Raw genomic sequence first — 23,394 nt, 5'->3', positions numbered from 1 at the left:
AAACTAAGACGGCTTATTTTGCTCGCCCCATTGGCACATCATATCTAACAAAGGAATTAAAGATTGTCCTCTCTCAGAAAGCCGATATTCAACTTTTGGCGGAATTTGAGGATATTCTTTACGAATAATAAGTTCGTCTCTTTCTAACTCTTTGAGTGTATTGCTGAGTGTTCTAAATGAAATATTGCCAATGCAGCGTTGCATCTCATTAAAACGCATGACATTTTTTTCATACAGCCAATACATAATAATCATTTTATATTTGCCATTAATCAAAGAAAGGGTGTAGCCAAAACCCGTTTCTTCTAATGGCGTGTTTGATGGAACACACTCGGTCATTTTAAAAATCTACACTATCTTTTAGTATAGTATATAACATAAATTACCGTACTTATATTTAGGAAAGCACACTTCTATAATCGATTTATCAACTTTTCGATAAGAGTGTTTTTATAATGAAAAAGACATTAGTCATTGTTACCCACCCTCACATAGAACAATCAGTCGTAAATAAAAGATGGGTAGAGGAATTGGAAAAATACCCAGACCAATTTACAGTCCACCAAATTTATCAAGCCTACCCAGATGGCGTAATTGACGTTGCCAAAGAACAAGCGCTTGTAGAAGAACACGAAAATTTAGTTTTTCAATTTCCAGTGTATTGGTTTAACTGCCCACCGCTTTTGAAACAATGGCTTGATGAAGTTTTAACATATGGATGGGCTTACGGTTCAACAGGTGACAAAGTTAAAAATAAGAAGTTTATGCTGGCTGTATCTGCGGGTGGCCAAGAACATATTTATTCAGAGCAGGGTGAATATAAACTTACGTTGGAACAAGTTTTTAGTTCTTTTCAGCTCACTGCTTTATATGTTGGAGCGGACTATCAACCACTTCATGCATTTTATGGTTTAGACACTAACCCTTCAGAAGATGACGACGTTCCGACTCATCAAGACGTAGCAAATAATGCGATTGAGTATGTTCAGAAGTTATTAGCGTTGTCTGAGTAAGGTTTTAAGGAGGAGGCCTAAACGTGAGGGTTTGGGTCTTTTCAAAATGAAAAAATAGTTTTGTTATCTTAGTAAACAGTTTGCAAAAACCAATTTTGTCTATAAGTTGAAAAATACAATAATACGTCTTTGGAAAAAATTATGAATATCGCGCCTTTTCCATTTCAAATTACAAATTGGGAAGAAATAGAAGTCACTGAATATAACGGTGAAACAGGAAAAGCTTATTGGAAAACCCAATTTTTTGGTGAAGAAGGAAATAAAATAAGGGTAAGACTTGTAGAGTACTCAGCAAACTACTTAGCAGACCATTGGTGTGAAAAAGGCCATATTTTATTTTGCCTAGAAGGCGAGCTAGAAAGCAGATTGAAAGACGGGCGAACATTTACTTTAACTTCAGGTATGAGTTATCAAGTCGGAGACAATTCAGAGCCACATCAGTCTTTTAGCCTAAATGGTGCGAAGTTACTTATCGTTGATTAGATTTATACAAAGAACGCATGAAATAAGGGATAGCAATCTCTATCCCTCATCTAACATCTTAATTTGCTAAAGCTGTCATGGCATTAACCAGGTTTGTAATACCTGCATAGATATCTTTTAAGTTAGCTTGATCATCCATATAGGCAGGGGTAGTAACAAATAAGTTTTGTTGATCGACCACACAGTCTGAGGTTTGACAAACATGGTGAATTGAACCCGTTTTTTCAATTTCTTTAATAATATTAATGTCACACCCCAAAGTAATAGTTGGATGCAACTCTCCAAACGTAAGAGCTAAGAGTGCAGGCGAAATACAAATTGCCCCAATCGGTTTTTTGCTCTGATGAAACGCTTTTAAAATTGAAACCACTGTACCATGTACTCGTGCCTCTGCGCCTTTAAATGCAAATGTTGATAAATTTTTTGCGACGCCAAAGCCACCCGGCAAAATAAGACCATCAAATTCATTTGCATCAAGCTTATGCAGTAGTGAAATTTCACCTCGGGCAATTCTTGCCGCTTCTTGTAAAACATTTCTCCGCTCAGCCATGTTTATTTCGCTGCTTACATGGTCAATGACATGAAACAAAGGCTCGTCGGGTGCAAAAATTTGATATTCAATATTTGCTGTATCTAAAGCTAACAGGGTTAAAACTGATTCTCTAATTTCAGAACCATCTAAATAACCACAACCCGATAAAATCACTGCTACTTTTTTCATTTGCTTTTTCAAGAACCTTTTTTAACTGTGTAAAAGATCTTAAGGTTTCTTCTAAAAATTTTTTATACGCAGATTTGCCATAAATTCGCCCTAATTGAGCATTTTGGTTTTACGTAGTTCACGTGGGGTAATCCCAAACAAATTTTTAAATTGTTCAGTAAATCGAGATTGAGATTGATAGCCACACTCAAAAGCAATATTTCCAATGCTGTCATTGGTGGTTTGAAGTAAGTGTAATCCGTGTCCCAGTCTTACTCTATTACGAATGTCCTGAATGCTGTTTCCTTCACTTTTCAGTTTTCTTCGTAGCGTCGATGAACTCATGAAAAGTTGAGCAGCGATAAATTCAGTGGTGAGTTCTGTAGATAAATGGTCAGAAATAAAAGCCTGAACTTTTTCGCTCAAGCTTGTATTCATGTTGAGTTTAGCAATGTCGGTATAGCCCGAATAATAAATAAGCTCTAAAAGCTCCCTTTTTCTAAATTTAATCGCAGACGAGGGGGCAACTAAAGAGAAGTCTATAAACTGATGCAGGGCACTTTCTAAAAGAGGATTCAGCTGGCCTTGAACATAGTTCTGAGAAGTACCAGTGTTTTGAGTTAGATCATTAAAATCTTCAAAATCAAACTCGATAAGAAGGGCGAAATATTCCTCTTGATCTGGAATATTTCGCATGTCAATGCTGGAGCTGTTGGCTAAAAAAATAAAAGTACCAGCATCACACTTAATATTTTCAATTTTTCCAAGTTCTTTATATCCGCTCAAAACAATAATCAGCAATGGCTTAGAAATCGGAACGTTTGTGATTTTTTGCTCTTGGTAAGCTGAATAGACCGCAAAAGGCAGGTTTAAGTGACTATGCTCGAGCAGGCTTTTTTTAGCTAAAGAAATAAGATTCTGCATTGAATTTAAATATTTACTTAAATTTAGGCGTTGTGATGGATATAAAATTATCAATATTTTTTTGGCTATTTTTAATATTTGAGCCAATAAAAAAGCCTAAACCAATTAAGTTTAAGCTTCTTTAAATTTGAATTCTGGCGGTGAGAGAGGGATTCGAACCCTCGATACGCGCAAACGTATACACACTTTCCAGGCGTGCTCCTTCAGCCACTCGGACACCTCACCAAGGCGTGCGATAGTAACTAAAAAATTAGGTTCTGCCAAGATTTAAGACGAGCATTACAGAAAAAAAATAATAGAGGTGATAAGATTGCGCTAAAAATCATATTGGTTTAATTACACAATGCAAAATACGGCCAAAAAAGCGACCTTGCCTGCCACGGCTTTGGCAGCTCTTGGGGTGGTCTTTGGAGACATCGGAACAAGTCCGCTCTATGCCTTGAAAGAGTCCTTCCATGCTGCCCATGGTTTGGGAATTCAGCCTGAAAACGTATTAGGAATTTTATCCATTATTTTTTGGTGCTTAATGCTGATTATCAGCATCAAGTATGTCGCCATTGTCATGCGTGCAGATAACAATGGGGAAGGCGGTATCATGGCCTTACTTGCATTGAATTTGCGTAAAGCAAAAATTGCCGACAACAAAAAAATCTACATGATTGCGATTGGTTTTATTGGGGCATCACTGTTCTTTGGTGACGGTATTATTACCCCAGCCATTTCGGTATTGTCTGCGGTCGAAGGGTTGTCTATTGCAACCAACGTTTTTGATCCGTTCATTATGCCTATTGCAATTGCCATTATTGTGACGCTGTTTTTAGTTCAAAAACATGGTACGGCCTTTGTAGGTAAGTTCTTTGGTCCAATTACGCTTGTGTGGTTTATCTCTTTAGGTGCATTAGGCCTTCATAGCGTCATTCAAACACCGATTGTACTCGGCATGTTTAGTCCACATTGGGCAATTCAGTTTATCTACCATCATCCAGTCATGACGTTTTTTGTGATGGGTGCTGTGGTGTTAACAGTGACAGGTGGTGAAGCACTCTATGCCGACATGGGGCATTTTGGACCTGTTCCGATTCGTCTTGCGTGGTTCTTTGTGGTGTTGCCATGCTTGGTTTTAAACTATGCAGGACAAGGCGCATTGTTACTTCGTGACCCTGCGGCAATTGAAAACCCGTTCTATCTACTGGTGCCACAGTGGGCACTTTATCCAATGATTATTATGGCGACCATGGCAACAGTGATTGCTTCTCAAGCTGTAATTTCTGGGGTGTTCTCTCTTGCTCGTCAAGCGATTCAATTGGGTTATTTACCGCGTTTAAGTATTAAACATACTTCTGAGTCTGAAGAAGGTCAGATCTATGTGCCGTTCTTAAACTGGTTACTTTTAATCGCAATTATTATCTTAATTCTGATTTTCAAAACCAGCTCAAACTTGGCAAGTGCTTATGGTTTAGCAGTGACCTTAACCATGCTGTGTGACACGATTTTGGTTTCCATCTTTATCTACTCAGCGTGGAAATGGAGCTGGCCAAAAGTGGTGTTACTGATTATTCCATTCTTTATTTTAGAGTCGGTTTTAGTCGCAGCAACTTCACTTAAAGTGTTGTCAGGTGGTTGGGTGCCACTACTCATTGGTGGTATTGCAGTCACCATCTTGATGACATGGAAACGTGGCCGTGAGCTTACTTTTGCTAAGCTTGAACACGATACTTTGTCGCTCGATTTGTTTGTAAAAAGTATTGGTAATAGCGTGCACTGGGTACCGGGTGATGCCGTGTTTATGACAGGTACGCCAAACGTTGTACCGCATGCCATGCTACATAACATTAAGCACAACAAAGTGCTGCATCAGCGTAATATCTTGGTCACTGTGGTGATTGAAGATGTACCTTTTGTTGCACCAGAAGAGCGTATTACAACAGAAGCTTTAGCTGAACATTTCTACCGTATTAAAATTTTCTACGGCTTTAAAGATGAAATGAATGTACCAAAAGCGCTTATGCAAGCTTATGAGCAGTTAGGTCTTGAATATGACTTAATGCATATCAGCTTCTTTATTTCGCGCGATCGTATTGTTCACTCGGTGGGTGATGGTATGTCGCCGTGGAGAGAAAAACTGTTTATTTCGATGCAACGTAATACCAGTCCGGTGAGTGACTTCTATCAAATTCCAACCAACCGTGTGGTGGAGTTAGGTAGTCAAATCGAAATATAGAAATTTGATGTAATAAAAAACCAAGACATAAGTCTTGGTTTTTTTATGGCTCTGATTATTGAGCTTGTGGCATAGGTGCATCTGCTGGCAATGCACCATCTTTTGCCATTGGGTCTGCTGACTGGTTCGGGTTAGCCGGTGGTGGCGGTGTATTTGGGTCTTGTGGTGCTGGAGCAGCCATTTCACCGCCCGCAGGAGGTGCTGGTGGTACATCTGCAGGAGGAGCCGGCGGTACATCGGCTGGAATAGGAGCACCTGTAGGAGCAGCACCTGTTGGGGCAGCAGAAACAGGTTGTACTTGACCACTTTTAACTAAATCACTAATAGAGCCAGGTTGGCCATTGACGGTTGTAGTCACTTTTACTTTAGATAAACTTTCTAAAGTCTCACCGGGTTGGACCGCAGGTTCAGCTAAGGCTGCCATACTGCACAGTCCAGCAATTACGCCAATACCAATAATCTTTGAATGGATCATTAAATGGACTCCGTTTATATTTTTATCCAAATTTGTGGAGCTAACCATGTCATAAGCGATTGGTCGTTTTCAATGAAAGATACGCAATTAACCCAATTCAATAGTGAAAGTTCCTCACAAGGCCAACAAACTGTTACCGAACAAGAAATAGAGTTACAAAAAAGATGACCATGTTTTAACCATTTGAAAGTTAAGCGATATACTTAAAAAAGCAGGATTGTTAAGCTGCATATGGACAGTGGTATTGATAGAAACATGGCAAGTAAAAAACGTAGTACAGGTACAAATTCATTCTCTCTAAGTCAGCATTTTGGCAAGATTATTCTTGCTTGTGTTGCTGCTGGAAGTTTTGCAATTGCTTTTGGAAGTGAAAAGATTTCACAGTGGTTTTCGCCCTTAAGTACCAACTCGACTTGTCTCAATCAGTTTTATCGCGAAATTCCTCCTGCTTTAAATAAAGAAAGTTTAAAAAAAGACAGTTATCCGCTGTGCTTTAATGGCTTCAATGTTTTGTACTCGGGGATGTCTAAAACGCCGTTATGGTCAGCTGAATATCTTAGTCCTGAACGTTTAAGCACTAAAATTAAACGCGAAGATAATTTCCACGAAGAAACACGTGTGCCTGAGCGCCACCGTTCACTTTTAAGCGATTATCGTGGCTCAGGCTATGACCGTGGACATATGTCACCAAATGGCGATATGCCGACCAAGGACTCGCAGTTCGATAGTTTTTCGCTGAGTAACATGGTTCCACAGGCACCGAAAAATAATCAGGAAGTTTGGCGTAAGCTTGAAGATGCCACTCGTGCAGTGGTTACCAAGCAAAAGCAAGATGCATATGTTGTGACAGGACCAATCTTTGAAGGTCAACGACTCAAAACGATTGGACGTGGTGTTATTGTTCCAAGCGCAGTGTATAAGGCTGTTTACTATCCTAAAACAGGCGCAATTGGCGCTTACTATGCACCAAATAACAACTCGCAACAGGTTAAGGTTGTGAGTGTTTGTTATTTAGAGGAAAAGTTAGGAATTAACCTATTTCCTCAGTTAACTGAACAACAAAAACGTAATGTTTATCGCCTGCCTTTAACATCTAGTCAAGTTAAGCCAAACCAGAAGTTAGACTATTTACACTGGGATGGAGAAAGCCAGTGTGAACAAGACTTAAGTGCAGATCAGATCCACGCATTACAAGACCAGTTTAAAAAGCAGAAAAGCACGTCTTCTGAGCCTATGGAATCTAAAGTTCCAAGTATTGATGAAGAAACTAGAAAAGCCATTTTGAAACAGCTAGTAGAAGCTTTGGTGAACTATTTCTTGCAAATCATCAAATAAATCGTTTGCAGGCATTGTTGTACAGTTCTTATTCAATACAATAAGATGAATATACAGATCTGTCTACTCATCTATTTATTCAAATAAGGACAATAACAATGTTTGCCTCGATGTTTCTTTTTTCTTTTGCGATGTCGATTACCCCAGGTCCCGTCAATACCGTTATTTTATCAACCAGCTTAAATCATGGTTTAAAAAGATCACTTCCCTATATTTCAGGTGCCACGATTGGTTTTACCTTGCTTTTAATATTTATGGCGTTTGGGCTGCAAAGTGTATTAACCCAGTTTCCTGTTGTCTTAAAAATTCTTGCCATTTGTGGAACGCTATTTGTTTGTTATATCGGAATAAAAATTATTCTTTCTGCAGCAAATATTTCTATTTCTAGTGTTTCACTAGAACAGATGATCATTCCCAATTTTAAAGATGGCTTCTTGTTACAGTGGCTGAACCCTAAAGCATGGTTGGCTTGTGTGTCGGGCATTACCATGTTTACTAGCATTGAACATCCAAAGGCTTTGCCGATTTTTATCGTGATTTATTTTTTCACCTGCTATATATGTTTGTTCTTTTGGGGATTCTGTGGTGATAAATTTTCAGTGGTGCTAAACCAAGGCAACCGTTTGAAATATTTTAATATCTTAATGGGTGCTTTTTTAATTTTATCGGCACTTTTAATTTTGATTGATTTTTTATAGATTGGTCGTATTACACTATCAACATATAACAACGAGACAACACTTATGTTTAAGCCATTTGAAAAGGGTACAGAGTCTTCTTCAATTGAAGATTTAACATTAGAAAATGATGTCGATTGCGTGAGCATTTATGGCAATTTGCAAATTACCAAAGACAAAGTTGGGTTAGAGCAGGCAAAAGCACTACAGAGCTTTTTAAATGATGTGGTTGCAGCTTTGGAAAAAGAAGAATTGCCTGAGAAAATTGAACGTCCAGCTGAACAAGAAGTAAATAATCCGTTTTTATAATTTATACATTTTATGTGTGATGTTTAGCATAGTCATGTTGCCATACAGTCTTTAGTACCACGTTAGGTCTTATTGAGTTTGTATAGACATTTCTTACTTTTGAAAGACCAAAAGTAAGCAAAAGTCTTTGTTGATCAGAGGGTACTTCCGTGTACCCCTGCTCAACAGGTGACATCCATGTCACCCTACCGCGATAGCATATTAAGGCTATAGATATGAAGAATTAATCCTTGTCTCCAGCAACTACCTTATAAATAATTGCACCAATCACAGCACCTAAAATCGGCGCTACCCAGAACAACCACAGCTGACTTAAAGCACCAGTTTGAGCAAAGAATGCAACACCTGTACTACGTGCAGGGTTCACAGAAGTGTTTGTAACCGGAATACTGATTAAGTGAATAAGCGTTAATGCAAGACCAATCGCAATAGGTGCAAAACCAGCAGGCGCACGACCATGTGTTGATCCTAAAATAACAATCAAGAAGAACGCAGTAAGTACCACTTCAATAATAAAAGCAGAACCTAAACCAAATTTATTTGGCGATAAATCACCAAAACCATTGGTTGCAAAACCGCCCACACCAGTAAAGCCAGCTTGACCTTGAGCGATAATATAAAGAACAAATGCAGCAGCAGTCGCACCAACCACTTGCGCAACAATATATGGAATTAAATCTTTAACATCGAAACGGCCACCGACCCAAAGACCGACACTGACCGCGGGGTTAAAATGTCCACCAGAGATATGCCCTAGAGCATAAGCACCAGTGAGTACGGTTAAACCAAAGGCAAGGGCTACACCTGCAAAGCCAATACCAAGTTCAGGGAAAGCTGCGGCTAACACTGCGCTACCACAACCACCAAAGACTAGCCAAAACGTACCTAGGAATTCAGCAAAATATTTATTCATTGTGATTACTCATCTATTGATCTATTTTTTAATTAATGTGAAATATGTCACAAAAAATTAAGCATGTGACTATATGAAATTTTTGTTTTCAGTGTTGTTTTAATCAAGAAAAGATTTGTAAGTTTTGGTTGGTTATTCTTTGTCTAAAAATTGATCTCTCCATTGTTGGGGTGTTTGATTGGTCCAATGTTTAAATGCTCTTTGAAATGCACTTTGTTCTGAATAACACAGCAAAAGTGCAATCTCTTGTAGGCTTAAATGCGGATCTTTTAAATACTCGGTTGCGAGCATAAAGCGTACTTGCTGAACACGTTCCTGAAAGGTGGTGTTCTGCTGTTGTAAATGCCGCTGAAGTTGCCGAACAGACAAGCCTAATTGCTTGGCAATATATTCAATTTGGTACTGATTTTTTTGTAAGCCAGTCAAAATTGAATGCTGTAAACGTTGATCGAGTTGAGTCGAATTGGGTAACTGTTCTAAAAGTGCTTGTGCTTGCTGAACCAATAGTTGCTGTAATGTGTGGTCAGCGCTACTAAGCGGTTTATGAATTTCGGTAATTGGAATAAGTAACTCTGTACGGGGCTGGCTAAAACGAACAGGGCATTGAAAGTACTGCTCGTAAACCCTGATATTTTTAGGGGCAGCATTTAAGAAACGAACTTCATGTAAATGCACGTCTTCATGAGACATAAAAAGACGTAAGAATTGAATCACCAGAGCAATCGCGATTTCATCGGTAAGTTGAGTCGGGTGTAACTCAGTCGCTTCCCAGCGAATAGAGCCATATTGACCTAGTAACTCGACTACTAAAGGACTTCCGTCATAAATTAGGCGGTGAAAGTCATGATAGCGAATTAAAGCTTCACCTAAGTTATCGCAAGATAGAGCAAGGTAGGCAATTATTCCTAAGTGTTTGGGCTGAACATATTTAGCAATTTCTAGGCCTAATCCCGGCTTCGGGTCGAGTTTATAAATGACTTCTAATAGATCACGCCAAACTACATAGTCAAAGCGTTCCAGATTTTGTATTTGTTCTAATTGTTCAGGAATAGCTAAGCCATTAGCTTCGCAATAAGCTTTTAATAGATGTCCCAGTCCTCCATATACCGAGCCTGTATAATTTTTTAGTTGTGGCATCCTTGACCACCTCTTTCTTGTCGTGATTTGTCAATGAAACCATAAATTCTGGTCAATACCTAGCATAGCGAATTTTATATTCTAAATAAAAAGAAAAAGGAGTAAGGCGATGCTAAAAGGGTTTATTGCAGGAATTGCAGTTGCGAATGCATTTGAATGGGTGGCGCATAAATATATTTTGCATGGTGTACACCGTGCTGGACAACCGCGTTATAGCCCAGTACCAAGAAGCATGGAGTCCCATTGGGCACACCATCGTGAAGTCCGTAAACAACAATTTCATGATGATTGCTATGTGGAAGGTGTTAGTAACTGGCGTACTAAAAATGAGTTAATTTCACTTGCTGTAGTGGCAACCGTTTCAAGTGCAATGTTTTACCCATTTTCAAAAGGTATGGCGCTTGCAGCTTGGTATAGTGCAGGAAATTATTACTATATTCATCGCCGTGCACATTTAGAGCCTGACTGGGCAAAGCGTAAAATTCCGTGGCATTACGACCACCACATGAACTCGAACCAAGACGCCAATTGGTGCGTGACCAAACCTTGGTTTGATTATGTGATGGGAACACGCGTGGTATCTTCGGCAGACCTAAAAGAACAAAACCCTTTGGGGATAAGGTTACCTACTATGCTTGCTAGACCACTCTCTCAAGCTGTAGAAAAAATTTTCCCTGCAAAATGGGTCGAGAAAAAAGAAAAGCCTCAACTCGTTAGTGATATCAATATGATCGATGGCGCTGCATAAAAAAATAAAGGGGCATATTGCCCCTTTAAATATAAATAAGCTTACAAGCGCATTTCGATGCCTTGTTCAGCTAAATATTGTTTAGCTTCTGGAATCGTATATTGGCCAAAGTGGAAAATACTTGCTGCCAATACTGCATCGGCACCACCTTGTAAAATACCGTCTGCAAGGTGTTGTAAGTTACCTACACCGCCTGAGGCAATCGTTGGAATAGTCACGCGGTCATTAATGGCACGCATTAAAGCAATATCGTAACCTGCTTTAGTGCCGTCGGCGTCCATACTGGTAATGAGTAACTCACCCGCACCGTAGTCAGCCATTTTTACAGCCCATTCAATCGCATCAATACCCGTTGGTTTACGGCCACCGTGAGTAAAGATTTCCCATTTGTTGTCGCCAGTTTTTTTGGCATCGATCGCAACCACAATACATTGCGCGCCAAAATGCTGAGAAGCTTCTTGAACAAATTCAGGGTTAAATACGGCAGCCGAGTTAATACTCACTTTGTCTGCACCTGCATTTAATAACGCACGAATATCTTCAACCTTACGTACTCCACCACCGACAGTTAAGGGCACAAATACAGTCTCGGCCATACGTTCAACAGTACGGTAAGTGGTATCGCGGCCATGATGTGTAGCGGTAATGTCTAAGAAAGTAATTTCGTCTGCACCTTGTTCGTTATAGCGACGTGCCACTTCAACAGGGTCGCCTGCATCACGAATATCGAGGAATTGAACGCCTTTAACTACGCGTCCGTTATCAACGTCTAGGCAAGGAATAATACGTTTAGCAAGCATAGCTTTTTCCAAAAATAATCGCCGTTGGTGAAAGTTCCTACACAGGCGCTACACCTTCATGGAGGGAAGAGGTATTCTATCAAACTTCACAGATGTTTTTTGCAGGTTTTCCATGTCGGTTTATACCCCGTTGAGTTTAGATGAAGTTCGCACCTTTGCTGCACCTTATGGATTAGAGGTGTTGGAGCTGAACCCAATTCAGGGAGGTATTCAAAACACCAATTATTTTTTGGTTGATGTAAACCGCAAACAATATGTACTTACCGTGTTTGAAGAGTTAGATGCCAAAGGGGCAGGTGAACTTATTCCTGTACTTGAACAATTAGGCACTCATGATGTACCCGTTGCCGTGCCATTAAAGCATAGCGGCCAAGCGGTTCACGTTATTGCAGAAAAGCCTGCACAGATTGCACCACGCTTAATGGGACACCATCCCATGCAAACCACAGTAGCACAAGTTGCGGCAATTGCAGATGCACAAGCGAAACTGCATGTGGCTTTACAAGATTTTCCGCTTGAGCGTGAATATCGACGCGATCATCAATACTGGACAGGCGTTGCAGAGCAGCTTAAGCCAAATATGTCTCAAGATGACCAAGCTCTACTTGAGCAGGTTTATCAAGCTTTCAATGCGAAAACAGTACAGTATTCGAACCGACCAACAGGTTTTATTCATTCAGACTTATTCCGCGACAATACATTGTTTGAAGGTGATCAATTACAAGGTATCTTAGATTTTTACGAGTTAAATCAAGATGAATTACTGTTTGATATTGCGATCACCATCAATGATTTTTGTACCGAATATCCAGCAGCACATTTAAACTCAGACAAAGTGGCAGCTTACTTAGCGGCATATCAAAAAGTTCGTGTGCTTACTTCAGATGAACTTGAATGTTTAGATGTATTCTTAGCAATGGCAGCGTGCCGTTTCTGGTCAATGCGTTTGCAAGTTGCTCAAAAAAATAAAGAAGAAGGACGTACAGGCGACGACATTTTGCAAAAAGATCCGCAAGAAATGCGAGCAATGATGCAAGACCGTTTAAGTCATGTAAAAGCATAAAAGGAATAAAGATGCGAGATCAGGGGCGTTTAGTCGAATGGTTCGACGAAAAAGGTTATGGCTTTATTCAGCCAGATGATGCTGAAAAAGAGCGAGTCTTTTTGCATATCAAAGATTTTGCACGCCCCGGTCCTCGGCCAATTATTGGCTGTGCACTAGAATATTTGGTCATTTTGGATGAACGAGGCCGTTTTCGTGCCCAGCAAGTCACCTATTTAAAAGCATCTCAAACTCGTAAAGCTTTAAAATCAACAAAAACAGAATCTTCATTTCAAGCAAAACCATGGTCTGCTATGCAAATGGGGATCGTATTTTATTTTGTTTTAATGGGCATTATGAGCTTTATGCATGTTCTGCCAGCTTATACTTTATTGTTTATCTTAATGATGAATGTCTTAAGTTATTGGCTATATTCACAAGATAAAGAGGCTGCACAACTAGGCAATCGCCGTGTTCCTGAACAGACTTTGCACATTGTAAGTTTTTTAGGAGGCTGGCCAGCTGCGTGGTGGGCACAACAAAAACTGAGACATAAAACACAAAAACAACCATTTCGTAAGATTTATTTTTGTACCATATTCTTTCATTTACTTTTGATTTTGTGGCTAATTTCTCCTTTAAACGTTTTGCGGGGATCATAAAAGTAAATTGTTTTATTACACTTGAGAGGTATAAAAATGAATAGTTCTATCGACCAAGATCCAAATCGTACTTTAACACTTATTTTGTATGTACTTTATATTGTTGCCATTTTTACGGGCGGCCTACTTGCGATTATTGCTTTAATTATTAACTACGTAAAACGTTCCGATGTACAAGGTTCAATTTTTGCGAGCCACTTTACATGGCAAATCAGAACATTCTGGTGGTATTTGGCTTGGAATATTATTGCCTTTTTGCCGTTTATTTTCTTGTTCTTTACAGGCGAAAATACTGATCTATTTGCCGGCGTTGCGATCTCTTCAACCGTATTCTGTGTAGGTGTCATTGCAGCGGCATGGATCTGGATTGTATATCGTGCCATTCGCGGCTTGATTGCGTTAAATGATAACCGCCCGATGTATCAACCTTAATAAATAAAAATGAGAGCGTTAAGCTCTCTTTTTTTATTCTCGAATTCTTTTAGTTTTTTTAATGGGTAACTTAAGTTTTAACTCACTAACTAAAACACCTAACACCACTAAAGCACCGCCAAAAAGAGCAATAACTGGTAAACGCTCACCTGCAATTCGGCCAATAATTCCTGCCCAAACAGGTTCTCCTGCATAAATAATTGCAGCACGTGAAGGGTCAACCATACGCTGAGCCCAGTTCATTACAAATTGAATCAGTGCGCTTGCTAAACCTAATGTAACAGCTGTCAGTACAAGCGGCCATGAAAATGCTGGAATTGTATGTTCACCCACCATAGGCATAATGGCAAAAGAAAGTAGAGACGCGACAGCGAGCTGAATGATGGTTACACGGCGTAAATTTACCTTTCCAGCAAAGTAACTAATAAAAATAATTTCCAAAGCAATCGCAAGTGATCCGAGTACTGTTAAAAGCTGCCCAAAACTTAATGAAATTTGCTCAAAACCATTTCCTGTCAATAAAACAAGACCAGTAAAAGCTAGAGCTGCTCCCACCCAAGTCATGACATGTGGTGTCTTTCTAAAGATGAGCCACATTAAAATAGGAACAAGCGGAACATAAAGCGCCGTTAAAAAAGCCGATTCACTACTCGGAATGGTTTGCAGGCCAATTGTTTGAGTTCCATAGCCGCCTACAATCACTAGACCAATCACACTACCAGCACCTAAGTCTTTTAACGTAACGCCTTTCATGCTTTTGAATGAAATAAGCAATAACGTTAGTGCTGCTACAGCAAAGCGGCAGCCTACAAAAAACATAGGCGATGTAAAATTCAGTGCATATTGCACTGTAAGAAATGTTCCGCCCCAAATCATAGTAATCAAAACGAGTGCTAACTGTGGGGCTTTGCTTGAACTCAAAGAAATTGGTGACATACTCAAAATTAGAATGAATTGTGCAATATACTGCACATATTGCGCTATTCTTCTGTTTTGTGCAATATATTGCTCAAATTTTCTTTGCTGACCTATTCTATGAGCCAGTCGAGTACCGTTTTACAGCACGTAGGCACAAATATCCGTTCATTAAGAGATGAGCGTGGTTTAAGCCAACAGGAATTAGCAGACCAGGCGGGTGTAAGTAGACGTACTATTGCTGCTTTAGAGACAGGACAAGTCAATATCAGCCTAGCTAAGCTCGATGCGATTGCGATAGTGTTGGGCGTAAACTTTAGAACGATTGTAAGTGCACCAGAGCATAAAGAACATGCCTTGGTTAATGTACTTGCTTGGCAAGGCGAAAAAGAAGAAAGCAAAGCAACTTTACTGGCTTCAGTTCCATCCCACAGCCAAGTTGAGCTTTGGACGTGGTCATTGGCAGTAGGGGAGTCTTATATTGCTGAAGCAGACCCAGAAGGGTGGCAAGAGCTTATTTATGTATTAGAAGGTGAGCTAACCATACAATTTGCAGATAGCTCAAAAACCATAGCTGCCGGTTCTTCAATTATATATGCCAGTTCAGTAACTTACACTTATATTAATAGTGGTAATCAAGTGCTTAAATTTATTCGTAATGTGGTGTATTGATTAGGAATATATTTTTCATATCAGCAATAAAAAGAGCCTAAACAGGCACTGCTGTCCCACAAATATCACAAGAAGAACCTCAATTGAGGTTCTTCTTGTTTTCGCCATTTTTTATCAGGCACAAAGAGTGACCTTAAAAGTTTCCTTTCAAATAAATTGACCTGAATAATTCTCAATAAACGCTGAATACTCCATTCTTCTTGTGCCATGTGTTTAGCGAAGTTCACCAGCAAATAGGCGATTAATGCAATCCATATTTGCGTTTGTATCGCATTGCGGCTTCGACCTAGAAATGACTTCAGTTTTAAATTCTGCTTGATGGCTTTAAAGAATAACTCAATCTTCCAGCGGTCTTTATAAATTGCAGCAATGGTGGATGCTGCCAGATGAAAGTTGTTGCTCAGAAATTCGAATGTTCTTTTCTTATCTGTATCATAAAACTCTATACGTCTTAATAATTCAGGTGCGCCTCTTTTCTTGGCATACGCACTGCTCAATTCAATACATTCATCCGCAATAATCCCTTTAGTCGCTAATACGCTGCGGCTTGATTTAACTTGATAAACTGTCTTTGGGCGTAGCCGGGTTACAAAGCTGACGTTCTGAAGTGTCAACTGAGCAAACCATTGATAATCAACATATCCTTTATCAAAGACGATAATGCTGCCAGCAGGAAATTTAAATGCTCTGCCTTGCACCATATCATTTTCAATACCATCCCCAAGCGCTACAAATTCAGGAATGGTATTGCTGTGATTTAAGCCAACACTGAGTTTAATACTGGCTTTGGATTCATGCACTTTTGCCCATGCGCACAATGACAGTGAAAGATCAATATGACTGGCATCTAGTGAATACAGCGGATTTTTGAATCTAAATTTATGTGCAGTTTTAGAGTTTTCACAGCGCTGAAGCAGCTGTGTGAACAATTGCTGATACAGGCTGGCGGGCTGTTCTTCGTTGAGTCTTGCTAAGGTGCTTCGCGCAATTCTCTTCGCGCCAAGATGATAGAGCTTTTCCTGCTGGGATTCGAGATTGGATTGAATGTCTCTTAAGCTTTGCCGACAAGAAAGTTGGGACATCAATATGGCAACAAACTGATCCCAGCGGGTGGCTGATCTTAATTTTTGCCCAGAGTGGTGCAGTTTAGCCAGACGTTCAAAATCTTGTCTTAGAATGGGTTTGAGTAATTGATGAAATACGGTATTCTGATGTGACAAAACCTGAGTCCTTTATAGTTAAAGTGTTTGTTTGCACTCATATTTTAACTATTTAGACTCAGGTTTTTTTATTTAGAGCAAACTATGGGACAGTAGTGCCTAAACAGGCTCTTTTTTTTTTTACATCTTAAAAATTAAAGACGGTTTTCATCTAACAAAAGCTGAGCTTCACGAAGGTTTAAAGTACCTTCATAAATTGCGCGGCCTGTAATCGCACCTAAAATGCCTGGCTTGCCTTTTAAGTTACGAACATCATCAAGGTTCGTTACCCCACCTGAAGCAATCACTGGTAAACCTGAGTATTGAGCCAAGTTGACAGTTTGCTCAACGTTTACACCTTGCATCATGCCGTCGCGCGCAATATCGGTATAAACAATGCTAGATACGCCAGCATCTGCAAAACGTTTTGCTAAATCAGTTGCTTTTACGTCGGTAACATTTGCCCAACCGTCAGTTGCAACCATACCATTCATGGCATCAATACCAACAATGATGTGACCTGCAAAGCGTTTACAAGCTTCTTCTACAAATTCTGGCTCTTGAACTGCTTTAGTCCCGATAATGACAAAAGTCACGCCAGCTTCTAAGTAGTGTTCAATTGTTTCTAATGAGCGAATACCACCACCAATTTGAATTGGTAACTCTGGCTGAGCTTTAGCAATTGCTTCAACAACAGGTTTATGGATAGGCGTACCTGCGAAAGCACCATTCAAATCGACCAAATGCAAACGACGTGCGCCTTCATTTACCCAATGCTGGGCAGTTGCAACCGGATCGTCAGAGAAAACGGTATCGTCTTCCATACGCCCTTGTTTTAAACGCACACATTTACCATCTTTCAGGTCAATTGCTGGAATGATTAGCATGCTTTCGCTCCTTGCTTCATCATGTTTATGAAATTGTGCACATCTTAGCAAAGTATTGATCAATCGCTAAGCCTTAGAAAAGACTTTTATAACTTTACGTATGAAGTGCGGTTTGAATCGTTTGTGAAATGTGAGCCGGTAATAGGTTTTGTTTACGCAGCTCTAAAAATACTAGTAAGGCAGCATAAGCATCAGCGGCGGCATAACTGATTTGTTGTGATGTAAGTGGCTTTTGTGCCCAATTTGATGTTCCGACTTTCTTTGACTTTGCAAGATATTGTCCAAACAACAGTGCTACAGCTTTTTGTACACCCATTTGGTGTTTAAAACCAAAGTGACTAAAACTTTTGGTGAGGTCGACACAACTTTCCAGCTTAATGCCTTTTTTATGAAAAATGTGCTTATCATTTTTAAGACCAAAGCCGACTTTAAGTTGTTTTTGGTTCGATAAAATAGGTTGTAAAAATTTTAAAGTCGATGAATTTACATGAAATAAATAGGCTTTATGTTCAGTGGCAAGTTGAATTAAGTGTGGACCTGTCGAGACTTCGCCCACTCGAAATGTCGGTTTAGATTCGGAATCAAATCCTAAAAAGATCGCTGCTTTTAATTCTTCTTCAATAGTTTTGCATTGCTCAATATTTTCAATCACCACAATATTTTGGTGGTTAAGATTTTTAAAAGGTGGAAGCTGCTGAATAGAGGCTTTATCAAGGAGGGACGGGGCTTCGGACATATTTAACAGCGTACAAATAAATTGAGCTATTCCCTTTATATATGAATAAAGCCTAGAGAACTAGGCTTTAGGAAACTTTAAAAAAATATTGAGACTGAGATGGGGACCCAATGATAACGCTTTCGCTTTTTTCAACATAGCCTTCATAGGTAGGAGCCATGATTGTGGCAACAATAGCAAAAATGACTGCAAGTGGAATAAGCGCAATATAAATCCAACCTAAAACACGTTCCCAGCTTGGCGTTGGACGCTTCGGTCCATAATCATTAGGGCCTTCAGTTCCTTTTGCACAAAATAAATAAACGGCAAGGCCAATATTCACGACTGGTACGAGCATGAGTAAAGATAACCAACCTGTATTATTACAGTCATGCAAACGGCGAACAGTAAATACGAAGCTAATATAAATACCGACGATATATAGAATGGCAATAGCGATGATGCCCGGCGCAGTAAAACCTGGGGTGCCCTCATTTTGTGTAAGACCGAAAGTAAAAATAATAAGTAGAACAACAGCAGCGAGGGTTAACGTAAATAGGAAGGTCCAAGCAGCATAAGAGAGTCGTCCAAAACGTCCATTTGCCTTAAAGGGCGAATCTTGCTGAAGTGGCTGATTTTCAAAAGGTGAATTCATTGTGTTTATCCTAATCATTTGGTTTTATTTAAAAGTATGAATATTCAATATTTTGTTGAATAAAATATCATTCTATAAATGATTGCTTGTTATTATAAATAAAAAAACAGATCAGGCCATCTAGACCTGATCTGTTTTAGTTTTTGAATCGAATTAAATATTCCATTCCACAAAGTTTTTAAGTAGCTGTAAACCCGCAGTATGGCTTTTCTCTGGGTGGAATTGAGTCGCAAATAAATTATCTTTGTGAATTGCCGTACAGAAGTTCACGCCATATTCGCATGTTGCAGCCACAAGGTTTTCATCTTTAGGTTCAACATAGTAGCTGTGTACAAAGTAGAAGCGAGCATCTTGTTCAATGTTGTTCCACATTGGATGGCTTGGGTCCATTTGGTGAACTTGGTTCCAGCCCATATGTGGGACTTTTAAACCTTCCATTTGAGGGAAGTGTTTGACGACACCTTCAAAAATACCTAAGGCATCTACACCGCCATTTTCTTCAGAGCTTTGTAGAAGCGCTTGCATGCCTACACAAATTGCAAGCACAGGTTTATTAAAAGCAGCGTTGCGTACGACTTCATCAATACCTGCTTCACGCATGCCTTGCATACAGTCACGCATTGCCCCAACACCCGGGAAAACAATTTTATCGGCTTGTGCAATTAATTTTGGGTCGTTAGTTACATCGACTGTAGCGCCTACATGCTCAAGTGCTTTAGCAGCTGAGTGTAGATTGCCCATGCCATAATCAAGTAACGCGATACGTGTCATTAGAGGCTACCTTTTGTCGATGCAATCGTGTTTTCAGCACGTGGATCAATTTCACATGCCATACGTAAAGCACGCGCTAGTGCTTTAAATACACTCTCGATTTGATGGTGGCTATTTTTACCTTTCAAGTTATCAATATGTAAGGTCATAAGCGCGTGGTTTACGAAACCTTGGAAAAACTCGGAAAATAAATCCACATCAAATGTGCCGATACGTGCGCGAGTAAATGGAATATCCATAAATAAACCCGGACGACCAGATAAATCTACAACGACACGAGATAAAGCTTCGTCTAATGGTGCATAAAAATGACCATAACGACGTAAACCTTTTTTATCACCTAAAGCTTGTGCAAAAGCCTGTCCAAGCGTGATACCGCAGTCCTCTACGGTATGGTGATCGTCAATCTCGAGGTCTCCATCACAATGAATATCGATATCAAATAAGCCATGTCGCTTGATTTGATCAATCATATGGTCTAAAAATGGAACTCCGGTGTTTAGTGTGCCTTGACCAGTACCATCGAGATTTAAACGAACTCGAATTTTGGTTTCATTGGTATTTCTAACCACTTCACTGATACGTTGCGTCATGGACACGTTCCTCAAAAAACGTCAAAAATGATTGGATGTTAACGACAATTTCGCTGTGACGAATTCGTGACAGCATCATAGTTTGCTCAGGAGGGTTAATCAATGCCTATTACCGTACATGCTTATAGTTCTCTAGATAATTCAGAGATCCGCGATCAGCTTGAGCGACTGTATGACACAAGTCCGGAGTTTGGTGACGGGCACGATGCGATTGAACAACTTGAACAAGATTTACAGCAGTATACCACGCTATACACTGCCGAATTTAACACCAAAATTATAGGTGCAATCTGGTGCTCAGGACAAGGCGAAAGCAAGGTACTTGAATATATTGTTGTGCACCCTGCTAACCGTGGTCGTGGGGTAGCTGAGCGCTTGGTAGAAGAAGCTTGTCGTATAGAAGAATCAAAAGGCGTTAAAATTTTTGAGCCAGGCTGTGGTGCCATTCATCGCTGCTTAGCGCATATTGGTAAATTGCATAGCTAAAATTCTATTTTTACTGTACTTGTGATTTAAAATTAAACACTTGTTACAAAAAATACGGAAGTTGCTTGACGTCTTCTTATAAACATTGTTTAATACGCCCACTTCGGCGTGATAGCTCAGTAGGTAGAGCAACGGATTGAAAATCCGTGTGTCCCCAGTTCGATCCTGGGTCTCGCCACCATTATTTGTGTTTTCAATCCCTGATCCCATCAGGGATTTTTTTTAAGTATAAAAAATACTCATTTAAATCAGAAACTCAGGATAATTGTTGACTATTGTTCTGAGATGCGGCTTAATACAGGCCATCGGCGTGATAGCTCAGTAGGTAGAGCAACGGATTGAAAATCCGTGTGTCCCCAGTTCGATCCTGGGTCTCGCCACCATATTCGAAAAAGCCCCATACTTTAAAGTATGGGGCTTTTTCATGCTTATTTAATCAAAAATATTAAGACTTCACTTGTGTATAAATCTCATTTTATCCACAAGCAAACTCAGTTATCCCCAACAATGTTTGAACTTTCTAGAAATGGCTCAACTGAAATTTGTCTTTAGTCGTGAGGACTATCATTAATGAGTCGTTTTCCTAAACATATGGCTTCTACTTCGTCATAACCGAGCTGTTCGTAAAAGTTCAGCACATTTAGATTGTCTTTACGTACCAATAATTGAAGTTTTGGGCAGCCGCGAGCGATAAGGCGCTTTTCAAGCTGCTGAACAAGCGCTGTAGCGATTCCTAAGCGTTGTTGGTGGGGATGAACAGCCAAATAGTTAATCCAGCCTCTATGACCGTCATAGCCGCCCATGAGCGTGCCAATCAATTGCTCATCTTTAATTGCAACCAAAAACAAATCATCCTGTTGTGAGACTTTTCTAAATATATCGGTTTCAGGATTATTCCATGGACGGGTTAGGTCGCAGCTTTCCCATAAATTGACCACATCATCCAGATCTGCATTTGTAAATTGACGAATAATAAACATATGGATTTCTACTTTTTGTTTTGATGTATTGAAAAGATAAAATAAAAATACGCAATTGAGCAGTAGTTTGTGAATAATTTAAACAAATAAAAAAGCACCCCCGTAGGAGTGCTTAAATTAAAAATATTGCTTACGCTGATTTTGCAACAGGTGCCGCTTGAAGCATTTGACCCGTTTCTTCGAAGTTTGCATGCCAAGACAATGCTTCACGAAGTAAATGAGGAGTATGACCACCTTTGGCACATGCACGATCAAAGTAGTCGTTCAGTGCATCACGGTAAAGCGGATGTACACAGTTATCAATAATAGCGCGAGCACGTTCACGAGGTGCTAAACCACGTAAGTCTGCTAAACCTTGCTCTGTTACTAAAATATCAACGTCGTGTTCACTGTGGTCAACGTGGCTTACCATTGGCACGATAGAAGAGATATCGCCACCCTTAGCAATTGATTTGGTCACAAAAATTGCCAAGTGAGCATTACGAGCGAAGTCGCCTGAACCACCGATACCATTCATCATTTTAGTACCACATACGTGAGTTGAGTTTACGTTGCCGTAAATATCAAACTCAAGTGCAGTGTTAATGCCGATAATACCTAAACGACGTACAAGCTCAGGGTGATTCGAAATTTCTTGTGGACGAAGTACTAATTTGTCTTTGTAAGCTTCGATATTGCCAAAAACTTTCTCACCACATTTAGCTGAAAGGGTAATTGAGCTACCAGAAGCAAACTTCATTTTGCCTGCATCAATGAGTTCAAAAGTACAGTCTTGTAGCACTTCTGAGTACATGATGAGGTCTTCAAAATTAGAATCTTTTAAACCTGTTAATACTGCATTGGCAATTGAACCGATTCCTGCTTGTAATGGACCAAGGTTCTTAGGTAAACGGCCTTCAGCAACTTCTTTTTCAAAGAAAGCAATCAGGTGATTTGCGATGCCTTGAGTCTCTTCATCTGGAGGAGTGACTGTTGATGGTGAGTCATGTGTATCGTTAAAGACAATACCTACAATTTTTGCAGGATCGATCTGGATGGCTGTTGTACCAATACGCTCATCCACTTTTGTTAATGGAATTGGCGTACGTGTTGGACGGTAAGTTGGAATATAGATGTCGTGCAAACCTTCAAAGCTTTCGCTTAAAGAGGTATTGATTTCAACAATAACTTTTTCGGCAAAAATTGCGAAACTTGCAGAATTACCTACAGAAGTTGTTGGAATAATGCCGCCATCTTCAGTAATTGCAATTGCTTCAATCACCGCAACATCTGGACGTTTAAGTTGCTGGTTACGCATTTGCTCAACAGTTTCTGATAAATGTTGGTCAATGAACATAACTTCGCCGTTGTTAATCGCACGACGTAAAGTGTTGTCTACCTGAAATGGCATACGACGAGATAAAACACCTGCTTCCGTGAGTTGTTTGTCTAAGTCATTACCTAAGCTAGCACCCGTAATTAATGTGATTTTTAACGGATTCTTTTTTGCAAGCTCTACAAGTGCTTGAGGAACAGCTTTAGCTTCGCCAGCACGAGTAAAACCACTCATACCAACAGTCATTCCATTTTCGATGAATTGCGCAGCTTGTTCAGCACTGATGACCTTGTCATGAAGAGAAGCTAGGCGAATACGACTTAAAGACATTGGAC

The 23,394-nt window shown here is 39.8% G+C and carries 28 protein-coding genes and 3 tRNA genes; 14 read left to right on the top strand and 17 right to left on the bottom strand.

Going from position 1 to position 23,394, the window contains the following annotated elements; translation table 11 throughout:
- Positions 1-3: 3 nt before the first annotated feature.
- Entirely contained in the window at positions 4-339 is a 336-nt protein-coding gene (locus HMPREF0014_RS19985; RefSeq protein ID WP_004711568.1) for a helix-turn-helix domain-containing protein, read from the bottom strand.
- A gap of 116 nt (positions 340-455) precedes the next feature.
- On the opposite strand from HMPREF0014_RS19985, the gene HMPREF0014_RS19980 reads away from it, so the two are divergent.
- Entirely contained in the window at positions 456-1,013 is a 558-nt protein-coding gene (locus tag HMPREF0014_RS19980) for an NAD(P)H-dependent oxidoreductase (protein ID WP_006581023.1), read from the top strand.
- A gap of 141 nt (positions 1,014-1,154) precedes the next feature.
- On the top strand, positions 1,155-1,496 hold the full coding sequence (locus tag HMPREF0014_RS19975) for a DHCW motif cupin fold protein (protein ID WP_006581024.1): 342 nt from the start codon (positions 1,155-1,157) through the stop codon (positions 1,494-1,496).
- A gap of 58 nt (positions 1,497-1,554) precedes the next feature.
- Here HMPREF0014_RS19975 and elbB read toward each other — a convergent pair whose 3' ends face one another.
- The 3 genes from elbB to HMPREF0014_RS19960 form a co-directional block, all read right to left on the bottom strand.
- Positions 1,555-2,217 carry an isoprenoid biosynthesis glyoxalase ElbB gene (elbB, locus tag HMPREF0014_RS19970; protein ID WP_006581025.1) on the bottom strand — a complete coding sequence of 221 codons (663 nt, stop codon included), beginning with the start codon at positions 2,215-2,217 and terminating at the stop codon, positions 1,555-1,557.
- Between the two features lie 90 nt (positions 2,218-2,307).
- A complete protein-coding gene (locus HMPREF0014_RS19965) occupies positions 2,308-3,120 on the bottom strand; it encodes an AraC family transcriptional regulator (protein WP_006581026.1) in 813 nt (270 codons plus the stop codon).
- A 135-nt stretch (positions 3,121-3,255) separates the two neighbouring features.
- A tRNA-Ser gene (locus tag HMPREF0014_RS19960) sits at positions 3,256-3,345 on the bottom strand.
- A gap of 118 nt (positions 3,346-3,463) precedes the next feature.
- Here HMPREF0014_RS19960 and HMPREF0014_RS19955 point away from each other — a divergent pair.
- Complete coding sequence (locus HMPREF0014_RS19955; RefSeq protein ID WP_006581027.1) at positions 3,464-5,341, top strand: potassium transporter Kup; 1,878 nt, start codon at positions 3,464-3,466, stop codon at positions 5,339-5,341.
- Between the two features lie 55 nt (positions 5,342-5,396).
- Here HMPREF0014_RS19955 and HMPREF0014_RS19950 read toward each other — a convergent pair whose 3' ends face one another.
- On the bottom strand, positions 5,397-5,816 hold the full coding sequence (locus HMPREF0014_RS19950) for a hypothetical protein (RefSeq protein ID WP_006582510.1): 420 nt from the start codon (positions 5,814-5,816) through the stop codon (positions 5,397-5,399).
- Between the two features lie 255 nt (positions 5,817-6,071).
- On the opposite strand from HMPREF0014_RS19950, the gene HMPREF0014_RS19945 reads away from it, so the two are divergent.
- From HMPREF0014_RS19945 to HMPREF0014_RS19935, 3 genes are all read left to right on the top strand, one after another.
- Entirely contained in the window at positions 6,072-7,151 is a 1,080-nt protein-coding gene (locus HMPREF0014_RS19945) for a DNA/RNA non-specific endonuclease (protein WP_006581029.1), read from the top strand.
- A 98-nt stretch (positions 7,152-7,249) separates the two neighbouring features.
- Complete coding sequence (locus HMPREF0014_RS19940; protein ID WP_006581030.1) at positions 7,250-7,849, top strand: LysE family translocator; 600 nt, start codon at positions 7,250-7,252, stop codon at positions 7,847-7,849.
- A gap of 45 nt (positions 7,850-7,894) precedes the next feature.
- Positions 7,895-8,137: a hypothetical protein gene (locus HMPREF0014_RS19935; protein WP_000476056.1), complete on the top strand. Its 243-nt coding sequence runs from the start codon at positions 7,895-7,897 to the stop codon at positions 8,135-8,137.
- Positions 8,138-8,360: 223 nt separating this feature from the next.
- On the opposite strand, the gene aqpZ is transcribed toward HMPREF0014_RS19935, so the two are convergent.
- Both aqpZ and HMPREF0014_RS19925 read right to left on the bottom strand, forming a co-directional pair.
- Positions 8,361-9,050, bottom strand: coding sequence for an aquaporin Z (aqpZ, locus tag HMPREF0014_RS19930; RefSeq protein WP_002052229.1), 690 nt, complete (start codon positions 9,048-9,050; stop codon positions 8,361-8,363).
- A gap of 132 nt (positions 9,051-9,182) precedes the next feature.
- Positions 9,183-10,187, bottom strand: coding sequence for an AraC family transcriptional regulator ligand-binding domain-containing protein (locus tag HMPREF0014_RS19925; protein WP_006581031.1), 1,005 nt, complete (start codon positions 10,185-10,187; stop codon positions 9,183-9,185).
- Positions 10,188-10,296: 109 nt separating this feature from the next.
- Between HMPREF0014_RS19925 and HMPREF0014_RS19920 the strand changes: the two genes are divergently transcribed.
- Positions 10,297-10,935 carry a hypothetical protein gene (locus tag HMPREF0014_RS19920; protein WP_006581032.1) on the top strand — a complete coding sequence of 213 codons (639 nt, stop codon included), beginning with the start codon at positions 10,297-10,299 and terminating at the stop codon, positions 10,933-10,935.
- Between the two features lie 41 nt (positions 10,936-10,976).
- Here the strand turns inward: HMPREF0014_RS19920 and hisF are convergent, their stop codons facing one another.
- A complete protein-coding gene (gene hisF / locus HMPREF0014_RS19915) occupies positions 10,977-11,735 on the bottom strand; it encodes an imidazole glycerol phosphate synthase subunit HisF (protein ID WP_000880078.1) in 759 nt (252 codons plus the stop codon).
- A 112-nt stretch (positions 11,736-11,847) separates the two neighbouring features.
- Here hisF and HMPREF0014_RS19910 point away from each other — a divergent pair, with 112 nt between their 5' ends.
- Genes HMPREF0014_RS19910 through HMPREF0014_RS19900 form a run of 3 tightly spaced genes read left to right on the top strand, consistent with a single transcriptional unit; the run spans position 11,848 to position 13,871 of the window.
- Positions 11,848-12,798: a homoserine kinase gene (locus tag HMPREF0014_RS19910; RefSeq protein WP_020992319.1), complete on the top strand. Its 951-nt coding sequence runs from the start codon at positions 11,848-11,850 to the stop codon at positions 12,796-12,798.
- An 11-nt stretch (positions 12,799-12,809) separates the two neighbouring features.
- Positions 12,810-13,439, top strand: coding sequence for a DUF1294 domain-containing protein (locus tag HMPREF0014_RS19905; protein ID WP_006581034.1), 630 nt, complete (start codon positions 12,810-12,812; stop codon positions 13,437-13,439).
- A gap of 36 nt (positions 13,440-13,475) precedes the next feature.
- Positions 13,476-13,871 (top strand): membrane protein, encoded by a 396-nt coding sequence (locus HMPREF0014_RS19900; RefSeq protein WP_001088855.1) that lies wholly within the window; start codon positions 13,476-13,478, stop codon positions 13,869-13,871.
- A 33-nt stretch (positions 13,872-13,904) separates the two neighbouring features.
- Here HMPREF0014_RS19900 and HMPREF0014_RS19895 read toward each other — a convergent pair whose 3' ends face one another.
- Positions 13,905-14,807: a DMT family transporter gene (locus tag HMPREF0014_RS19895; RefSeq protein ID WP_006581035.1), complete on the bottom strand. Its 903-nt coding sequence runs from the start codon at positions 14,805-14,807 to the stop codon at positions 13,905-13,907.
- 99 nt (positions 14,808-14,906) lie between these two features.
- Between HMPREF0014_RS19895 and HMPREF0014_RS19890 the strand changes: the two genes are divergently transcribed.
- On the top strand, positions 14,907-15,458 hold the full coding sequence (locus tag HMPREF0014_RS19890) for an XRE family transcriptional regulator (RefSeq protein WP_006582519.1): 552 nt from the start codon (positions 14,907-14,909) through the stop codon (positions 15,456-15,458).
- Between the two features lie 65 nt (positions 15,459-15,523).
- Here the strand turns inward: HMPREF0014_RS19890 and HMPREF0014_RS19885 are convergent, their stop codons facing one another.
- From HMPREF0014_RS19885 to hisB, 6 genes are all read right to left on the bottom strand, one after another.
- A complete protein-coding gene (locus HMPREF0014_RS19885; protein ID WP_020992317.1) occupies positions 15,524-16,678 on the bottom strand; it encodes an IS4 family transposase in 1,155 nt (384 codons plus the stop codon).
- A gap of 134 nt (positions 16,679-16,812) precedes the next feature.
- Complete coding sequence (hisA, locus tag HMPREF0014_RS19880; RefSeq protein ID WP_002052186.1) at positions 16,813-17,544, bottom strand: 1-(5-phosphoribosyl)-5-[(5-phosphoribosylamino)methylideneamino]imidazole-4-carboxamide isomerase; 732 nt, start codon at positions 17,542-17,544, stop codon at positions 16,813-16,815.
- A 94-nt stretch (positions 17,545-17,638) separates the two neighbouring features.
- Positions 17,639-18,280, bottom strand: a complete 642-nt coding sequence (locus HMPREF0014_RS19875) for a 3'-5' exonuclease (RefSeq protein ID WP_006581039.1) — start codon at positions 18,278-18,280, stop codon at positions 17,639-17,641.
- Positions 18,281-18,347: 67 nt separating this feature from the next.
- Positions 18,348-18,914 carry a DUF805 domain-containing protein gene (locus HMPREF0014_RS19870; RefSeq protein ID WP_006581040.1) on the bottom strand — a complete coding sequence of 189 codons (567 nt, stop codon included), beginning with the start codon at positions 18,912-18,914 and terminating at the stop codon, positions 18,348-18,350.
- A gap of 153 nt (positions 18,915-19,067) precedes the next feature.
- Positions 19,068-19,685 (bottom strand): imidazole glycerol phosphate synthase subunit HisH, encoded by a 618-nt coding sequence (hisH, locus tag HMPREF0014_RS19865; RefSeq protein WP_006581041.1) that lies wholly within the window; start codon positions 19,683-19,685, stop codon positions 19,068-19,070.
- The gene (gene hisB, locus HMPREF0014_RS19860) at positions 19,685-20,278 is read right to left on the bottom strand and encodes an imidazoleglycerol-phosphate dehydratase HisB (protein WP_000194096.1); all 594 of its coding nucleotides are present in this window, start codon (positions 20,276-20,278) and stop codon (positions 19,685-19,687) included. Before hisB ends, hisH begins: the two co-directional genes overlap by 1 nt.
- Positions 20,279-20,380: 102 nt before the next feature.
- Here hisB and HMPREF0014_RS19855 point away from each other — a divergent pair, with 102 nt between their 5' ends.
- The 3 genes from HMPREF0014_RS19855 to HMPREF0014_RS19845 all read left to right on the top strand — a co-directional run bounded on the left by HMPREF0014_RS19855 (position 20,381) and on the right by HMPREF0014_RS19845 (position 21,147).
- A complete protein-coding gene (locus HMPREF0014_RS19855) occupies positions 20,381-20,764 on the top strand; it encodes a GNAT family N-acetyltransferase (RefSeq protein WP_002052206.1) in 384 nt (127 codons plus the stop codon).
- 105 nt (positions 20,765-20,869) lie between these two features.
- A tRNA-Phe gene (locus tag HMPREF0014_RS19850) sits at positions 20,870-20,945 on the top strand.
- Between the two features lie 126 nt (positions 20,946-21,071).
- A tRNA-Phe gene (locus HMPREF0014_RS19845) sits at positions 21,072-21,147 on the top strand.
- Between the two features lie 165 nt (positions 21,148-21,312).
- Here HMPREF0014_RS19845 and HMPREF0014_RS19840 read toward each other — a convergent pair.
- Together HMPREF0014_RS19840 and HMPREF0014_RS19835 are read right to left on the bottom strand one after the other, a co-directional pair.
- Entirely contained in the window at positions 21,313-21,744 is a 432-nt protein-coding gene (locus tag HMPREF0014_RS19840) for a GNAT family acetyltransferase (RefSeq protein ID WP_006581042.1), read from the bottom strand.
- 130 nt (positions 21,745-21,874) lie between these two features.
- Positions 21,875-23,389 (bottom strand): acetyl-CoA hydrolase/transferase family protein, encoded by a 1,515-nt coding sequence (locus HMPREF0014_RS19835; protein ID WP_004884763.1) that lies wholly within the window; start codon positions 23,387-23,389, stop codon positions 21,875-21,877.
- Between the last annotated feature and the right edge of the window lie 5 nt (positions 23,390-23,394).

This window comes from Acinetobacter sp. RUH 2624 (assembly GCF_000162375.2).
In the GTDB taxonomy this organism is placed as follows: domain Bacteria; phylum Pseudomonadota; class Gammaproteobacteria; order Pseudomonadales; family Moraxellaceae; genus Acinetobacter; species Acinetobacter nosocomialis.
Note: the sequence above shows the minus strand (reverse complement) of the source record. Positions and strands in the feature narration are given on the sequence as shown.

Bases quoted from the DNA above. Each gene is read 5' to 3' on its own strand.
- aqpZ (WP_002052229.1), bottom strand. From the start codon at position 9,050: ATGAATAAATATTTTGCTGAATTCCTAGGTACGTTTTGGCTAGTCTTT.
- HMPREF0014_RS19895 (WP_006581035.1), bottom strand. From the start codon at position 14,807: ATGTCACCAATTTCTTTGAGTTCAAGCAAAGCCCCACAGTTAGCACTC.
- HMPREF0014_RS19870 (WP_006581040.1), bottom strand. From the start codon at position 18,914: ATGAATTCACCTTTTGAAAATCAGCCACTTCAGCAAGATTCGCCCTTT.
- HMPREF0014_RS19925 (WP_006581031.1), bottom strand. From the start codon at position 10,187: ATGCCACAACTAAAAAATTATACAGGCTCGGTATATGGAGGACTGGGA.
- HMPREF0014_RS19975 (WP_006581024.1), top strand. From the start codon at position 1,155: ATGAATATCGCGCCTTTTCCATTTCAAATTACAAATTGGGAAGAAATA.
- hisF (WP_000880078.1), bottom strand. From the start codon at position 11,735: ATGCTTGCTAAACGTATTATTCCTTGCCTAGACGTTGATAACGGACGC.
- HMPREF0014_RS19855 (WP_002052206.1), top strand. From the start codon at position 20,381: ATGCCTATTACCGTACATGCTTATAGTTCTCTAGATAATTCAGAGATC.
- hisB (WP_000194096.1), bottom strand. From the start codon at position 20,278: ATGACGCAACGTATCAGTGAAGTGGTTAGAAATACCAATGAAACCAAA.
- HMPREF0014_RS19945 (WP_006581029.1), top strand. From the start codon at position 6,072: ATGGCAAGTAAAAAACGTAGTACAGGTACAAATTCATTCTCTCTAAGT.
- HMPREF0014_RS19890 (WP_006582519.1), top strand. From the start codon at position 14,907: ATGAGCCAGTCGAGTACCGTTTTACAGCACGTAGGCACAAATATCCGT.
- HMPREF0014_RS19920 (WP_006581032.1), top strand. From the start codon at position 10,297: ATGCTAAAAGGGTTTATTGCAGGAATTGCAGTTGCGAATGCATTTGAA.
- HMPREF0014_RS19935 (WP_000476056.1), top strand. From the start codon at position 7,895: ATGTTTAAGCCATTTGAAAAGGGTACAGAGTCTTCTTCAATTGAAGAT.
- HMPREF0014_RS19905 (WP_006581034.1), top strand. From the start codon at position 12,810: ATGCGAGATCAGGGGCGTTTAGTCGAATGGTTCGACGAAAAAGGTTAT.
- HMPREF0014_RS19985 (WP_004711568.1), bottom strand. From the start codon at position 339: ATGACCGAGTGTGTTCCATCAAACACGCCATTAGAAGAAACGGGTTTT.
- HMPREF0014_RS19980 (WP_006581023.1), top strand. From the start codon at position 456: ATGAAAAAGACATTAGTCATTGTTACCCACCCTCACATAGAACAATCA.
- HMPREF0014_RS19955 (WP_006581027.1), top strand. From the start codon at position 3,464: ATGCAAAATACGGCCAAAAAAGCGACCTTGCCTGCCACGGCTTTGGCA.
- HMPREF0014_RS19965 (WP_006581026.1), bottom strand. From the start codon at position 3,120: ATGCAGAATCTTATTTCTTTAGCTAAAAAAAGCCTGCTCGAGCATAGT.
- HMPREF0014_RS19950 (WP_006582510.1), bottom strand. From the start codon at position 5,816: ATGATCCATTCAAAGATTATTGGTATTGGCGTAATTGCTGGACTGTGC.
- HMPREF0014_RS19835 (WP_004884763.1), bottom strand. From the start codon at position 23,389: ATGTCTTTAAGTCGTATTCGCCTAGCTTCTCTTCATGACAAGGTCATC.
- HMPREF0014_RS19910 (WP_020992319.1), top strand. From the start codon at position 11,848: ATGTCGGTTTATACCCCGTTGAGTTTAGATGAAGTTCGCACCTTTGCT.
- hisH (WP_006581041.1), bottom strand. From the start codon at position 19,685: ATGACACGTATCGCGTTACTTGATTATGGCATGGGCAATCTACACTCA.
- elbB (WP_006581025.1), bottom strand. From the start codon at position 2,217: ATGAAAAAAGTAGCAGTGATTTTATCGGGTTGTGGTTATTTAGATGGT.
- HMPREF0014_RS19875 (WP_006581039.1), bottom strand. From the start codon at position 18,280: ATGTCCGAAGCCCCGTCCCTCCTTGATAAAGCCTCTATTCAGCAGCTT.
- HMPREF0014_RS19840 (WP_006581042.1), bottom strand. From the start codon at position 21,744: ATGTTTATTATTCGTCAATTTACAAATGCAGATCTGGATGATGTGGTC.
- HMPREF0014_RS19940 (WP_006581030.1), top strand. From the start codon at position 7,250: ATGTTTGCCTCGATGTTTCTTTTTTCTTTTGCGATGTCGATTACCCCA.
- hisA (WP_002052186.1), bottom strand. From the start codon at position 17,544: ATGCTAATCATTCCAGCAATTGACCTGAAAGATGGTAAATGTGTGCGT.
- HMPREF0014_RS19900 (WP_001088855.1), top strand. From the start codon at position 13,476: ATGAATAGTTCTATCGACCAAGATCCAAATCGTACTTTAACACTTATT.